Source organism: bacterium (assembly GCA_040755795.1).
In the GTDB taxonomy this organism is placed as follows: Bacteria; UBA9089; CG2-30-40-21; order CG2-30-40-21; family SBAY01; genus JBFLXS01.
This window is the reverse complement of the sequence record JBFLXS010000054.1, coordinates 1-15,773: the sequence shown is the minus strand read 5'-3', so window position 1 is coordinate 15,773 and position 15,773 is coordinate 1. Positions and strand designations below refer to the sequence as shown.

16 protein-coding genes are annotated in these 15,773 nt (G+C 35.7%); 10 read left to right on the top strand and 6 right to left on the bottom strand.

From position 1 onward, the window contains the following. Positions 1–187 precede the first annotated feature (187 nt). The 10 genes from murJ to AB1414_05780 all read left to right on the top strand — a co-directional run bounded on the left by murJ (position 188) and on the right by AB1414_05780 (position 12,300). Entirely contained in the window at positions 188–1,732 is a 1,545-nt protein-coding gene (gene murJ, locus AB1414_05825) for a murein biosynthesis integral membrane protein MurJ (GenBank protein MEW6606959.1), read from the top strand. Between the two features lie 44 nt (positions 1,733–1,776). Continuing rightward, positions 1,777–3,054 carry an O-antigen ligase family protein gene (locus tag AB1414_05820; protein MEW6606958.1) on the top strand — a complete coding sequence of 426 codons (1,278 nt, stop codon included), beginning with the start codon at positions 1,777–1,779 and terminating at the stop codon, positions 3,052–3,054. Beyond that, on the top strand, positions 3,051–4,298 hold the full coding sequence (locus AB1414_05815; GenBank protein MEW6606957.1) for a glycosyltransferase family 4 protein: 1,248 nt from the start codon (positions 3,051–3,053) through the stop codon (positions 4,296–4,298). Before AB1414_05820 ends, AB1414_05815 begins: the two co-directional genes overlap by 4 nt. A 45-nt stretch (positions 4,299–4,343) precedes the next feature. Beyond that, on the top strand, positions 4,344–4,964 hold the full coding sequence (locus AB1414_05810) for a sugar transferase (protein ID MEW6606956.1): 621 nt from the start codon (positions 4,344–4,346) through the stop codon (positions 4,962–4,964). Then, entirely contained in the window at positions 4,948–5,934 is a 987-nt protein-coding gene (locus tag AB1414_05805; GenBank protein MEW6606955.1) for a thiamine pyrophosphate-dependent dehydrogenase E1 component subunit alpha, read from the top strand. Before AB1414_05810 ends, AB1414_05805 begins: the two co-directional genes overlap by 17 nt. Then, positions 5,918–6,916 carry a pyruvate dehydrogenase complex E1 component subunit beta gene (locus tag AB1414_05800; protein ID MEW6606954.1) on the top strand — a complete coding sequence of 333 codons (999 nt, stop codon included), beginning with the start codon at positions 5,918–5,920 and terminating at the stop codon, positions 6,914–6,916. Before AB1414_05805 ends, AB1414_05800 begins: the two co-directional genes overlap by 17 nt. Beyond that, positions 6,901–8,010, top strand: a complete 1,110-nt coding sequence (locus AB1414_05795; protein MEW6606953.1) for a DegT/DnrJ/EryC1/StrS family aminotransferase — start codon at positions 6,901–6,903, stop codon at positions 8,008–8,010. Before AB1414_05800 ends, AB1414_05795 begins: the two co-directional genes overlap by 16 nt. Continuing rightward, entirely contained in the window at positions 7,988–8,788 is an 801-nt protein-coding gene (locus tag AB1414_05790; protein ID MEW6606952.1) for a class I SAM-dependent methyltransferase, read from the top strand. Before AB1414_05795 ends, AB1414_05790 begins: the two co-directional genes overlap by 23 nt. Positions 8,789–9,001: 213 nt before the next feature. Continuing rightward, entirely contained in the window at positions 9,002–10,804 is a 1,803-nt protein-coding gene (locus AB1414_05785; GenBank protein ID MEW6606951.1) for a nucleoside-diphosphate sugar epimerase/dehydratase, read from the top strand. A 305-nt stretch (positions 10,805–11,109) separates the two neighbouring features. Further along, on the top strand, positions 11,110–12,300 hold the full coding sequence (locus tag AB1414_05780; protein MEW6606950.1) for an O-antigen ligase family protein: 1,191 nt from the start codon (positions 11,110–11,112) through the stop codon (positions 12,298–12,300). 76 nt (positions 12,301–12,376) lie between these two features. Here AB1414_05780 and AB1414_05775 read toward each other — a convergent pair whose 3' ends face one another. From AB1414_05775 to AB1414_05750, 6 genes are all read right to left on the bottom strand, one after another. Then, positions 12,377–12,643, bottom strand: coding sequence for a DUF2442 domain-containing protein (locus AB1414_05775; protein MEW6606949.1), 267 nt, complete (start codon positions 12,641–12,643; stop codon positions 12,377–12,379). A gap of 13 nt (positions 12,644–12,656) precedes the next feature. Next, positions 12,657–12,917, bottom strand: a complete 261-nt coding sequence (locus tag AB1414_05770) for a DUF4160 domain-containing protein (protein ID MEW6606948.1) — start codon at positions 12,915–12,917, stop codon at positions 12,657–12,659. 693 nt (positions 12,918–13,610) lie between these two features. Continuing rightward, complete coding sequence (locus AB1414_05765) at positions 13,611–14,261, bottom strand: fibronectin type III domain-containing protein (protein MEW6606947.1); 651 nt, start codon at positions 14,259–14,261, stop codon at positions 13,611–13,613. Between the two features lie 6 nt (positions 14,262–14,267). Further along, complete coding sequence (locus AB1414_05760) at positions 14,268–14,420, bottom strand: hypothetical protein (protein ID MEW6606946.1); 153 nt, start codon at positions 14,418–14,420, stop codon at positions 14,268–14,270. Between the two features lie 489 nt (positions 14,421–14,909). After that, the gene (locus tag AB1414_05755; GenBank protein MEW6606945.1) at positions 14,910–15,284 is read right to left on the bottom strand and encodes a DUF6516 family protein; all 375 of its coding nucleotides are present in this window, start codon (positions 15,282–15,284) and stop codon (positions 14,910–14,912) included. Further along, positions 15,281–15,553, bottom strand: coding sequence for a hypothetical protein (locus AB1414_05750; GenBank protein MEW6606944.1), 273 nt, complete (start codon positions 15,551–15,553; stop codon positions 15,281–15,283). Before AB1414_05750 ends, AB1414_05755 begins: the two co-directional genes overlap by 4 nt. Positions 15,554–15,773: the final 220 nt, after the last annotated feature.

Genomic DNA, 15,773 nt, shown 5'->3' with positions numbered 1-15,773 from the left:
TGAGGGATTACCGGCTGAGCTCAGGACGAAACTATTTAACCAATTACCAATTACCAGTTACCAATTATCCGTTTGCAGGTTACGAAACCTGATGATGCCCCGTGCAAAACTTACTCAACACGACACTGGGTGAAAGAATTATTGGAATTCAGAGATAAGTCTCAATTCTGACAGGTCTGGGAAATTTATGATAGTAAACAGTAAAAAATTATCTCAACAAACATGGATATCTGCGGCTTTTTTACTTATTTTAATAGCTTTAATCAGTAAGATATTAGGTTTCATACGGGAGGTTCTGATTGCAAGATATTTTGGTATAAGTGAAGAGGTTGATGCTTATATGGTCGCAATAACGATTTATGGTCTTGTGGGTGGCGTATTAGGTTCTGCCTTCAGTACCTCATTGATTCCTTTATACCAGAAAACATTAAATAAGTGTGGTATGGAGAAAACAAAAGATTTTATCAAGTCTATTTTTACCTTTACCAGTATAACCTCTATTTTATTGATGATTGCTGTATTTGTTTTATCTAAATATGTAATCAAAATTATTGCCCCATCACTTCCAGAATCAACGATGAAATTGTCAGTTGAAATGTTAAAATGGTTATCTTTATTAGTATTGGGAAACGCCCTTTTTAATGTTTTATCTTCAGTCTATAATGCACTACATCATTTTAAGATTCCAGCACTAACTGATTTATTAAGTAATTTATGTGTCATAATTACTTTAATCTTCTTTTCTGGGCTATGGGGGATATATGCCCTGGTAATAGGATTAATTATAGGCATCTATTTTGTAGTGTTAATTTTATTTTTTAATGCTTTAAGGTTGGAGATTATAGGATTCAGAATGAATTTCAAGACAGAAGAATTCAAAAATTTCATTTATTTCAACTTGCCAATCTTACTTTATATATTCCTTCCACAGTTAACGGGGATTATAGAGAACTTTTTTGCTTCCTCGTTAAAACAAGGAAGTATATCTACACTTGGATATGCAAAACGACTATCTGAGGTAGTATCTACATTATTGGCAGCAAATATAGCTAAGGCAACATTTCCAACATTTTCATTACTATCCACAGAAAAGAAAATAGTGCAATTACAAGATATTGTTGTTAAACTTAACAAGCAGATAATAGTTTACTTCTTACCATTGAGCTTTGGATTGGTATTTTTTAGCAAAGAAATTATTACACTTGTTTTTATGAGAGGAGCATTTGACTCTTTAGCGGTAGAGATGACTTCCAATGTTTTTAAATTTTATGCCGCCATATTAATAGCAAATATGATACTACCTATTTATTTCCGACTATGTTACGCTTTTTCAGATACTACAACTCCTATTAAGGCATTTGCTATAAGTATTGTATTTATGATTCCACTTTATTATTATTTGACCCCAATTTTAGGAATAAACGGGATTGCATTGACAAGTTCTATATCAATTTTACTTACATTAATTTTTACAGGTATCTCTGTGAGAAAAAAAATTCAAGGATTAAGTATCTTTGCATTAGGCAAACTCTTTGCCAGGTCTTTCTTGTGTGCTTCATTAGCCATACTTCCTTTGTTGAAATTTAAGCCTACCAATAACTACGAGATTATAATTTTAATAGGCGCCTACTTTATATTTTATTTTATTTTGGCCTGGTTTATTATGAACAAAGAAATAAAAAGGGTCGGAAAATCATTCTGGAGGATTAAAGATGATCCGGATGGTCAATGAAATTATTGAACAGGATGAAGAAAAAAAGAAGAGGAGGATTTACTATGTTGTCGTCTTGGGAAAAACTAAAAACTAGAAAAATATGGATGAGTTCTATTTTTAGTGCCCTATGCTTTCCTGAAATAATATTTGCCATATTTATTGCTCCAACCAAATATACCTTTATCAGACAGACATATTTACCTTTTTTACCATCCCCATTAATAATTTTTTATATTATTATTATTTTTCTAATTACCTTACAGATATTTCAGAAAGGTAAATTACCGCATATCCCTTTAACTTTATTATTACCTTACTTTATCTTGGCGTGTATCATAGCCTTAAGTTTAATATATACATCTAATTTAGAGTATGGTAAAATTAAGTGTTTGGAATTTATGATGTATAGCACTTTAGCTCTGTTTGCACCATTTTTTTTATTTAGAGGTTTAAACAATATAAACCGCTTTATCTATACGCTACTTGTCATGGGCATCTTTTTATTTATTATTCTTTTTATTTCAAACCCTTATTTACTTACACGCACTTTTAGTACTATATTTGGGTCCAACTATTTATTGATACAGCATATCTCAGGGATGGCAGTATTGATAATTTGCTACTACTTTCTTTTAAAAAATCAACCATTAAAAAAACAAATAATATGGGTATTTCTATTGGTGATACTTATAATGGCAATTACTTACCCGGGTGGGAAAGCAGCTGTTTTTACATTACTTATAACAACAATTATTATCGCAATTCCCTCCATAAAATTTAAGAATAAATTTAAAATAATGAATAAACGTCTACTAATCATCCCACTTATAATTTTTATCATAGAGTGTGGGACAGTAGGGTATTTTCATTTTGTTATGAAGTTTAGTGCTTTAACAGGTCGTCTTGGAGCTATATCATCACCACAACACTACAATCGAATAGAAAGAGTGGAGAATGCTAAAGTCGCTTTAAAGCTATTTTCTCAATATCCTCTATCAGGGGTAGGGATTGGTGGATTCAGTGTCTATTCATATAAATTAGAGGGGATAGAAAGATTTAAATATCCTCATAATATCCTTCTGGAGGCTTTGGCTGAATTAGGATTAATTGGATTCATCTCCCTTTCCCTTATTTTATTTTTTGCCTTTAAGAACCTTATCTATTTGCAAAAGATATATAAATATTCACTTTTACCAGGAGTCTTTATGAGTATTTTTATCTTCACTTTTTTAAATTCTTTAACTTCTCAAGACATCACTAATCTTGCATTGTTCGCTTTCATTGGTTGTTCATATGCAATCGAACATAGCTTGAAAGATGAAAAGGAATGTGAGGGATGAATATCTGGTTAATTCAAACAGGTGAAGTTTTACCCATAGAAGAAGATGTTTGCCAGATGAGAACCTCTTTTTTGGCAGATAAACTTATTGAGAGAGGGCAAGATGTTCTATGGTGGGCGAGTGCCTTTGACCACTTTAAGAAAGATTGGATAGTTAGAAAAGATACCGAAATACCCATAAGTAAAAGATACAAAATTTTTGTGTTGAAAGGAATAGGCTACCGCAAGAATATCTCTTTATCCCGTTTTATAGACCATAGAATTGTTGCATGGAAGTTTAAAAAATTAGCTCCGAAAATGCCAATGCCAGATGTTATCGTTGCATCTATGCCACCACACGATTTGGCTTATGAGGTGGTTATGTTTGCTAAGAAATATGATATACCCCTATTGGTTGATATAAGAGACCCCTGGCCTGACATACTTCTAAATCATACCACCAGAGTCTTCAGAGGATTAGCTAAGGCGATGCTTCAATATGACTTCCATATGATTAGAACAACTATGCAAATGGCTGATGGATTGATCGCAGTTACAGATACATTTTTGGGGTGGGGATTGAGGTATGCAAAGAGGGATAGATGTCCATTTGACAAGATATATCCTCTTGGCTATAAAAGGTTAATATCCAGTGATACTTCAGAAGTCAGTGAAAGATTTCTACCTCTCCTTCAATTCTTGAATGATAAATTTATCGTCTTCTTTGTAGGTACAATCTCAGAGGGTCATCATGATCCCTCTATACTTATAAAGGCAGCAGAGAAGTTTAAAGAAGATAAAAGGATTCATTTTATGCTCGCTGGCGATGGAGAACTCTTTGGTAGAGTGAAAGAAATGTCTGTGAACCTTCCAAATGTAACCCTAACTGGATGGCTTAATCAGAATGAAATAGAATTTTGGTTGCAAAGAGTTATGGTTGGTATATGTCCTGCTACAAAAAATGTAGATTTACCTACCAATAAAGCTTTTATCTATCTTTCAGCAGGTTTGCCTATTATATCAGCCTGGCAAGGAGAGCTGAAAGAAACTATCGAAAAAGACCAGATTGGGTTTTATTATCCCCCTAATAATGTTGATGCCCTTGTAAATTGTATTATAAATCTGTATAACAATCCTGAAATTTACAAAAACATGTCAGAGAATGCCAAAAGGGTTTTTGATGAGTTGTTTGATGCAGATAAAATATATACAGAGTATGCGGAGCACATTGAAAATGTAGCGATTGAATATAGAAAAAGGGGATAGTGGGTAGGGTAAAAGAGATATTCTAAACTAAAGAGGTAATAATTAGTGAAACGATTATTTGATATGGTTTTTTCGTTAATTGGTTTAATTTTCCTTTTTCCGTGCTTTGGAATAATATCCTTTTTAATAAAAAAGGAAGATAGAGGTCCTGTATTTTATCGGGGACTGAGGGTTGGGAGATGTGGAATACCTTTCAGAATTTTTAAGTTCAGAACAATGGTAATTAATGCAGATAAAATTGGAGGTCTTTCAACCGCAGATGATGACCCAAGGATTACAAAAATTGGCAAAAGACTCAGGAAATATAAACTTGATGAGTTACCACAATTAATAAATGTGCTAAAAGGTGATATAAGTTTTGTGGGACCAAGGCCAGAAGTTCAACATTATGTTAATATGTTCACCGAGGAAGAAAAGGCTATTTTAAGTATCCGTCCAGGGATTACAGATTGGGCTTGTCTTTGGAATTCAGATGAAGGGGCAGTTCTATCAGGAAGCCCTGACCCTGAAAAAACTTATATGGAAAAGATTCGTCCAACAAAGCTCAAACTTCAATTAAAATATGTGAAAGAACAATCCTTGTGGACAGATTTAAAAATTATATATCTAACCATTATGACTATTCTAACAAGGAAGCAGGTGTGGAATTATGAGGAAGAAATATAATAAGAACTTTTTGGTAGGGTTATATCGGACGATGATGAGGATACGGATATGTGAGGAGAGTTTAGTAGAACCTATTCTGAGGGGTGAGGTTAAATGCCCATGCCACCTTTATTCTGGGGAGGAAGCAATAGCCACAGGAGTTTGTGCGGCTTTAGATGAAAGTGATTATATCTTCGGAAGCCATCGTTCTCATGGCCATTATCTGGCTAAGGGATGTAGTATGCCAGAACTTATAGCTGAGATTTACGGTAAGGAAACAGGTTGTTCAAAGGGTAGAGGTGGGTCGATGCATCTAATTGCTCCTGAAAAAGGTATGCTTGGGGCAGTGCCTATTGTAGGTGGGACTATCTCCATAGCTCTGGGTGCGGCATTGGCTTCAAAGATAAGGAAACAAAAGCGGGTAACCGTAAGTTTCTTTGGTGATGGAACAACTGGAGAAGGTGTGCTCTATGAATCTCTTAATTTTGCCTCCCTTAAAAAACTGCCCATTATTTTTGCCTGCGAAAATAACCTTTATTCAACCCATCTGCCAATTAGGGAATGCCGCTTACAAAATAATATTTTTAAAACGGGTGTGCCGTTTGGTATTCCAGGGGACAGGGTGGATGGCAATGATGTTTTAAAGGTTTATGAATCAACTAAAGCGGCAGTTGAGATTTGCAAAAAAGGTAACGGCCCGGTATTCATTGAATTTTTAACTTATAGATTACGAGGACATGTTGGGCCTGATGATAATATTCATGGGATGCGGACAGATATCAGACCAAAGGAAGAAATAGAAAGATGGCAAAAAAAGGACCCTATTAAAAGATATGAAAGATTTCTTTTTAAAAATAAGATTTTGGTAAAGCAAGAGGTTGAAATGATTAGAAAAGAAGTAGAACAAGAGGTTAACAATAGCTTTGCCTTTGCTCTAAGCAGTTCATATCCAAAAGAAATGGAGTTAACAAAATATGTCTTTAAAGAATAGAAAATTGCAATACAGCTTAGCCATAAATGAGGCACTCCATCAGATGATGGAGATTGATGAATCTGTTTTTCTTATAGGCCAGGGGGTGAAAAGTCCATGGTATGTCGGAAATACCGCCAGAGGGCTTTTGGAGAGATTTGGAGATGAGCGGGTTATTGATACCCCGGTTTCTGAAAATGCCATAACAGGTGCCGCTGTTGGTGCCGCTATTGCCGGAATGAGACCAATAGTTGTTCATCCAAGAATGGATTTTATGATGTATGCTATGGACCCCATCATTAATGAATCAGCAAATTGGCATTATATGTTTGGTGGAAATTCAACAGTGCCTGTGGTGATATGGAGTATTATCAACCGGGGTGGAGAGCAGGCCGCACAACATTCCCAGGCATTACATACCCTTTGTGCTCATATCCCTGGGTTAAAGGTTGTTATGCCTGCAACTCCTTATGATGTCAAGGGACTTATGATCGCCGCCATAAAAGATGATAATCCAGTTATCTATATAGATGATAGATGGCTATATAATTTAGAAGGTGATGTTCCTGAAGAAATCTATTCAGTACCTATTGGAAAGGGTATCATCTGCAAAAAGGGTAAGGATATTACTTTAGTATCTGTATCCTACATGGCAATTGAAGCCATAAAGGCGGCTGAATATCTTAAAAAAGAAGGAATTGATGTAGAAGTTATTGACCTTCGGTCTGTTAAACCTATTGATAAAGAACTTTTATTTGAATCTGTAAAAAAAACAGGTAGACTTATTATTGCTGATTGTGGTTGGAAGACATGTGGATTTGCGGCTGAGATATCGGCGATGGTGTGTGAAAATATCTTTGAGTATCTTAAGTCACCGATAGCCCGAATTACCTTACCTGATACTCCAGCTCCAGCAAGTTTTGCCTTAGAAAAGGTATATTATCCAAAGAGTAATAATATTATCGCCAAAATACAGGAGGTTCTCAAATGGGAAACCAAATAAGATTCGTCAATTACCCCAGACAATATCAACAACTGAAGTCAGAGTTTGACAGCGTCTTTGAAAGGATAATGTCAAATGGTGATTTTATTCTACGGCAGGATTTAGAGGAATTTGAACATAATATTGCCCAATATGTTGGGACTAAACATGCTATTGGTGTCAATACAGGAACTGATGCCTTGTATCTTTCTGCACATGCCTTAGATTTTGGTGCAGGAGATGAAATCATTACTGTCGCTCATACATTTGTAGCTACTATTGGTGCTATTGTTCAATGTGGTGCCACACCTATACTTGTAGATATTAAAGATGATTTTAATATAGATGTTGACCAGATTGAACCCGCTATTACCCCTAAGACAAAGGGGATAATTCCAGTTCACCTTAATGGACATTCATGCAATATGGATAGGATTATGCAATTAGCACAAAAATATAATCTTATGATTATTGAGGATGCCGCCCAGGCATTGGGTGCAAAATTCAAAGGCAAACGATGTGGCTCTTTTGGTCATACCAGCATATTTAGCTTTTATCCAGCCAAGATGTTAGGCACAGCAGGTGATGGAGGAATAATATGCACTGATGACGATAGATTGGCAAGAAAACTTAGGGCATTTCGAGATAACGGAAGGGTTGATACGGTTGAAGTGATAGAATGTTTTGGATGGTGCAGCCGTCTTGATAACCTACATGCCGCTTTACTTAATATGAAATTCAAATATTTTGATAAATGGGTAAATCGCCGTAGAGAGATTGCCAGATTATATCATGAAGGGTTGTCAAACATTCCAGAAGTAATTACTCATCCTCGTTCAAATGATGACTACTTTGATGTATATCAAAATTATGTCATTCGAACTAAAAGACGCAATGAATTAGCTCAATATTTGCGTAAATGTGGGATAGAAATATTAATTTCCTGGCCTACACCTCTACATAAACAGAAGGCTTTAGAACTTAGTCATTTCAGTTTACCTGTGACTGAACAAATATCAACTGAAGTTATTTCTCTACCAATGTATCCTGAGTTGATTGATGATGAAGTACAAATAGTTATAGAGACTATCTATGATTTTTTTAAGAAGGAGTAATGATAGAAATATGTCTGATTTTTCAACAGTGACAGAAATAACCGGCTATAATGTTACACAGGAACAAATAGAAAGGATGTATACTCGCTACCACTTTGCAGGTTTGTTTTGTAAAGGGAAGAATGTCCTGGAAGTCGCCTGCGGTTCTGGACAGGGGTTAGGTTATTTAGATAAGAAGGCAAAAAAAGTCATTGGGGTAGATATTGATAAAAAACTATTAGAAACTATCCAGAGACATTATAAAGACAGGATACAACTCTTGCGAGCAAATGCACAACAATTGCCTTTTAAGGATAAAAGTTTTGATGTGGTCATCCTCTATGAGGCTATTTATTATTTATCTTGCCCGGAAAGATTTATAGAAGAATCAGCTCGCATACTTACAGATAAAGGCATTCTTCTTATTTGCACAGTCAACAAAGAATGGCATGATTTCAACCCATCTCCTTATAGTACTAAATATTTCTCTGCCAAAGAGTTATATTTTCTTTTGAAACAAAGATTTATCAATGTAGAAATTTATGGGGCATCGCCAATATCTGATGCGGTAAAGGATAAGATTATTTCCATAATAAAAAGATTTGCCGTTAAATTTCACCTTATCCCAGAGACAATGAAAGGTAAGGAGTTTTTTAAAAGGATTTTCTGTGGGAAATTAGTTCCTCTGCCTCCTGAAATAAAGGATGGCACAGTAGAATACATCCCACCTGTGCCAATATCTTATGATTTACCAATTTATCAATATAAAGTTTTATTTGCGGTAGGGAAATTAAGTTGATAAGGAAATAAATTGACGGAAGGTAATGGGTCAGTAAAATGGGGGGGTTCTCCTGAAAGTAGGAAGTAGGAGAGTAGGAAGTAGGAAAGGGGGAGACATTGCCCCCAGAAGAGGAATACCGTGCACATCCTTTATCCCTTTCCTACTTACCTACTACCTACTTGCCTACTATTTTCATCCCCAAATGACTGACGCATTACGATGGAGATTTTTATGTTAAAGAATAAACAATATTTATCACTTATTGCTGATGGGGTAATGAGTGTCATTATCCTCTATCTTGCCTTCTGGGTGCGATTTGGTGGACATCTGACCAACATAGAATTTGACCAATTTTATACCGTTTTACCTGTCTTTATTTTAGTTCGTCTGGCAAGTTTCTATTTCTTTGGGCTTTATCGTGGACTATGGCGTTATGCCAGTCTTCAGGATTTCATTATCATTATCCAGGCAGTAACCTGTAGTATAATTGTAATGGTCGTGATTATCTTTTTTGCCCGTTGGTCATTCCCAAGAACCGTTTTACTTATAGATTGGGCATTTAGTATCATCTTCATTAGTGCCCGGAAATTTTTGCCGAGATTAATCAGAGAATTCCAATGGAAACAAACTGAGAAAAAAAGAGTTCTTATTGCTGGAGCCGGTGATGCGGGTGAAATGATAATTAGAGAAATCAAAAGTAATCCTGATTCTGAATATAGAGTTGTCGGGTTTATTGATGACCATCATCAAAAACAAGGTATGCGAATCCATGGCATAGAGGTCATTGGGAAAAAAGAGGATATACCGCATCTGGTTACAAATAAAAAAATCGATGAGGTAATTATTGCGATGCCTTCTGTTCCTGGAAAGATTATCTATAAGATTGTCTCTATTTGTAATGAGATTGGTGTCCAGTGTAAAACTATTCCTGGACTGGGCGAGTTAATTAGAGGGGATGTAAGCATTAAGGAATTGCGGGATATTCATCTTGAAGATTTGTTACGTCGACCACCTGTAACTGTAAATCTGGACGAAATATCAGCCTATCTTCATAACAAATGTATTCTGGTTACAGGTGCCGCAGGCTCGATTGGTGCGGAATTATGCCGTGAAATATTGAATTTCAGCCCTAAAAAATTGATATTATTCGACCATAATGAAAATGACTTATTCTTCCTTGAACACGAATTAAATACAAATAAGGATATTCTAAAAATATGCCTTGGTGATATTAAAGACCGTGCTAAAATGTCATTAGTTATGGAAAGATTTATGCCAGAGGTTATTTTTCATACTGCGGCTCATAAACATGTTCCGATGATGGAATTAAATCCTGAAGAAGCAGTCAAAAATAATATCATTGGAACAAAGATTTTAACTGAATTAGCCGAAAAATATCATATTGCAAAATTTATTTACATCTCTACAGATAAAGCCGTCAACCCAACAAGTATTATGGGAGCAACTAAACGGGTAGGAGAACTCTTAGTTCAAAGTAAAAAAGGGCAAACGCAATTTATCAGTGTCAGATTTGGTAATGTTCTGGGAAGTGCAGGTAGTGTCGTGCCGTTATTTCGCAAACAAATTGAAGAAGGCGGACCTGTCACCGTAACCCATCCTGAAGCCACGCGTTACTTTATGACCGCTCCCGAGGCTGTAAACCTTATAATTCAGGCAGGGGCAATGGGTAAAGGAGGCGAAGTATTTATCCTCGATATGGGAGAACCAGTCAAAATCACAGACCTGGCTCGTGACCTGATTATGTTATCAGGATTTGAACCAGATAAAGATATTGAAATAAAATTTATTGGACTAAGACCTGGCGAGAAACTACACGAAGAGATTCTTACCGCAGAGGAAGGTGTCAACGCTACATTTCATAAACAGATATTTATTGCCAAACCAGATATAATTGATGTAGGGACGCTGGAGACTAAAATTAACGAATTAACCTATCTGGCAGAAAAAGGTGATAGAAAAGGAATTGTCCAAAAACTAATGGAATTTGTACCAAATTATAACCCCAATTCGTAATCGTTCAGGCTCTGTATCGGAGGATACAGAGATATTTATGGTAACACAGGAAAGCGTAGCATAGTGAATTAGAAAATTCCAAATCACAAATCCCAAATTACAAATTACAAATAAGCACCAATTACCAAAATTCCAATGACTGAAATAAGATAAATTTTGGTCATTTGGTAATTGGAATTTATTTGGAATTTGGTGCTTGCAATTTGGAATTTCTGACTGAATACTTACGATTAATTTTTGTAGAAAGGGCTATAATTTTCTATACCTGAAGGGTTACCCCAATTCAAATGAGAAATAAATAATTTATGTTTAAAGAATCTATACCTCAAAAAATTATACTCTCAGGATTAATATTATATTGTTTAGGTGTTACTATCTCTATCTCTTGTCAGATAATGGGAGTAATATTAGCACTTATTGGTTGGATAATCAGGATGATAATAACCCGTAGGTTTGAAATAATAGGCACCCCATTAAACATCCCTATCCTACTTTTTATCATCACCCTATTTTTATCAACAATATTCTCTTCTTATCCAATAGCGGCATTGGATAAAACGGAATCTATGATTAGACACCTCCTTTTATATTATTTAGTCGTATGTGGAATTAAGGACGCAGCTACTGCAAAAAAAATAATTATGGTTTTATTAATTGCGGTGGCTATTGAATCAGGATACATAATTTTGCAGTATCTTTATAATTTTAAACTGTTTGGGATAATTAGTCACGACGGGGTTTCAAAATATCTAACAGAAAACCGTGCTATAGGTGGTGCAGTAGGAATAATATTTCCGATTGGATTTTCTCTTTGGGTCTTTAGTAATTCTGCTTACAAAAAAATTGCTCTGGGAATAATCAATCTTTTAATTTTAGCCGTATTATTATTTACTCAAACCAGAGGGGTTTGGGTAGGTGTGATTTTAGCACTTATCTTTATAATTATCATCGGTATTCGGAAGAAAAAGAAAATATTACTCTCTTTATTCGCATTTGTGATTATTATTCCATTTATTTTCCCAAAAGAAGCAACTAATCAAGTCTTATCAATATTTTCAGATAAAACTCTTGGTGGAAGAACCTATCTCTGGAGGGATAGCTTACAGATAGTCAAGGATTATCCTGTGTTTGGCACAGGACCAGGAACTTTTATCCATATCTATTATCCTGAATATTTTTCTAAAGAGGCAATGGAAAATAAAGACTTTGGGCATTTACATTGTCATAACAATTTTGTAAATGTTGCCGTAGAAGGAGGAATATTAGGTTTATTTGCATTTATCTGGTTGCTTGTTGCCTCTTTTTGCCTTGGTTTTAAAATCCTTAAAAGGAACCTTCAAGATAAAGACCTTTTCCCGTTAACGATTGGACTGCTGGCTGGGTTAATAGTCTGGTTAGTTCACGGAATGGTAGATTGCACCTACCTGGGTAGCAGTGCCTATCTTTTCTGGTTCACATTGGGAATGATTGTCAGGACAGGAGATAGGGAAAGGTAGAACGGTCGCATCCTGAATTGGGAATTAGCTTATCAGTTAATTCACAATTTAGGATGCGCCCCTTCTCTCTTCTTAGTTATTGCATCCAGCTCGGCAAAGAAGACCCTGTAGCTTCAGAATAAAGTGTTTCCGGTGCAACATCTACCTCATTATTCCAGGTGATGACACCCAACTCTTCATTCACTTTGAAGTTCTTGAAGAATTCAACATCCTTGAATTTCGTGAAGACTCCACCTGCTTCCATGTATTTTGCAAAATCAACAATTCCATTTTTCCCATCATCAAAGGTTAAATCTATTTTGTACCCGCCTTTATAAACCGCTGAAACAACATCATGAATCATTGAAAACCTCCACTTAATCTAAAGGGATAATCTTTTTGGGGGGCTGATTGTTTTTGGCCAAATCCCAATCCTGTAACAGTTCTTCTTGGTGTTGTGAGGCCCATTCGACCACTAATCCTAATGATCGGGGAGGAATTTTCCCTTCCAACACCCGCAAAGTACTAATTTCCACCGCTACCTTATCTTTTCCGTACCGAGCATGGAAATGAGGAGGATTATGCTCATCATAAAACATCCCAATGATTATACCATAAAATCGACTAATCTCTGGCATATTTAACCTCTCTTTCTAATTGCAGTTTGTGGCTAACGCGTAAACTCACCAGCGCGGCGGGAAAGAAGCAAACCAGTTCAATCTGCCACAAACCTTTGCGGGCACTCCTGACTTCCCAAAATCCGATTGACAAGCCGCGTCCGGTGCAGAGCCTTGTTAGACTATTATTTTACCACGAAGAGCACGAAGGTCACGAAGATTGGACAAGACAAATCTTTTCGACCTGTGCAATTAGACTAATTCATCGCAGAGACGCAAAGGAAAAATAAATGTAAAATGTAAAATAGGAAATGAAAAATGGGAAATTTTAGTCCTTCGCAAGACTCATTACCTTTCAGTTATACATTTCTCATTTTACATTATCCATTTTACATTTAACCGCACAGGTGGAATCTTTTTATGCCTTCTTTGTAATCTTTCTACATTGAAATTTATCAACAACCTAACTTTAATATTTGCCAACTTTATTAGATATTTCATCAAATTTCACTTCGTGTTCTCCCTGCCCTTCGTGGTTTAATCTCTTTTAGTCTAACCTTAGATTATCCTGCCTATTAGCAGTTTTATTTTACTTCGACCAAATATAAGGTAACATAAATAAACTAATTTGTCAAGAATCTGACCGAGAATCTTTAAAAAGGCCTTTGAGGTCTGACCCAACCATCTTTCTCTGATTGTCCAGGTTGAAGGATTTTATGGCAGGACAACATCAGGGGCAGGCGTATCATCTTTAGTGTTTATTTTTAGAGTTTTTCCTCCTAACTGTCCACCTTCGACTTGAATAAAAAGAAAATCACCTCTGGCAGAATATTTGAAGGATTTAGTCAGGTCAGCAGTTCTAAAATTGACTAAGTTTGTGTACCAATAGCCACCTGAATTGAGTAAAACAGAATATAATGCGGATTCATCTCCATCCCCTTGATTATCATTGTCCTGGAGTTTCAAATAGACGATAGCTTCGTTATCTAAAGCATTTCCTTCGGCATCAATCACCTTGCCATAGACTAAATCATTGCCTGTTGGAATTAAAGATACTCCGGTAGTTATTTCCAAGTCTTTGAGAACGGTCTCACCAGAGATAACCTGACAACAATAGGTTGTTTGTGGCGATAAACCAACAAGCGTGATGTGGTGAATAGTGCTAACTGTATTACTCCCACGGTCATCATAGGCAATTTGAGTTGTTTTTGTCTCACCATACTTGATTAAACCTATCTCTGGTTCATCAGATACCCACGAAATTGTCATCTGACTATCCGTAATATTAGAAACCATTATTTCCTCAGCAAAGGCTAACTGAATAAATAGCCCAATTGTTAATAAACTCATAATTAATCGTTTCATTTTTTCTCATACCTCCTTATTTTTGGTAATTGGTAATTGGTAATTGGTAACTGGTAATTGGTAAATAAGTTCCTGTTTAGCGTCTCCCACGATTCTTACTTTATTATCTTCCGCAAGATTTCCTCCTGTGCGGTTAAATATAAAATGGATAATGTCCAATGAGAAATGTCCAATGAAAATGTATAACTGAAAGGTAATGAGTCTGGCGAAGTCCTAAAATTTCCCATTTTTCATTTCCTATTTTACATTTTACATTTATTTTTCCTTTGCGTCTGTGCGATGAATTAGTCTAATTGCACAGGTGGCAAGATTTTACCACAGATTATCACTGATTACTTGCTTTTCTGGTCTCGGATGTAAGGTGTAGACGGAGAGGGGTATTTAAATGATAAGGACTTGTCTACACCAAACATCCTCAACCATCAGTTTTAGTAACAGTTCAGCCACAAAGACACTAAGTATAAGTTTTAACCCCTACTGATTCCTCGCTACTGTTATACTGGTTAAAGATGGTATTAAAAGAATAATCCTTCTAAAAAATCGGGGTTCGGATTTAGGAATTAGGGGATTCTTTTATTCCCGAATTCCGAATCCCCAATCCCAAATCCCTTTCTTCGTGCCTTCGCGCCCTGGTGGCTGAATATCTACTCAAGAAGTTAGTTTTTTGATTACCATATCTGCAATTATTTCTATCACATAAGGCAAATCTACTTTTTCTGATTCTTCTACACCTTCAGTAGTATGCATATGATAAGGAAATGTTTTAATTTCCTTATGGTGTGGAGCGGTATCCCATCTCCTGATTAATTCATAATTTTTTCCCATATACTGAAATCTATAATCTGTAATTCCCGTAAATATCATCTCTTTAAATTCTAAAGTTGAACCATCCACAAAGATTATTTCTCCCTTAATAATTTCCATTTCATCTGAGAGGATATCATAATCGATATTTTCTGATTTTATCAACCATTCAATTTCCCTGAGCATACTTTGAATTTTGTCAAAGTACCACTTAATCATATTGTTATTCCTCTCAATAGCCACAATTTTTCACTGATATGTGCAATTGCTCGGGAAGCAAACAACCAATCAAACCATATTCCATCATCTCCTAATTCTCCAGCATTAAATCTTTTTGTAAATTCATCTGTGGACATTCGATATTCCTTCTCAAAACTCTCCAAATTTTTCTGATACTTTTTTAAGCTCAGACTTAAAATACTTTCTTCAATCAATAATCCTGACTTTATTAGAGGGATTGCCTCTTTTGATAAAGTTATAGATGTCATCTGATATGCCTCCGATTATAGTGGATAAATCGCCTCGCTTCGTATTTTTAACAAGTCGGGAACACTCTTATCTGCGTCCTACAAAAAAGAAAATCGTAACCGTTCAGGGCTATACATTAGAAGTGTAAACAAGGAGAAATGGGGAAAAGGGAGAATTGGAGAAATGGCTCAAACTTTTTCTTGCTCCACCCTTCGGACATCAATCCTGGAGTCTGCGAAA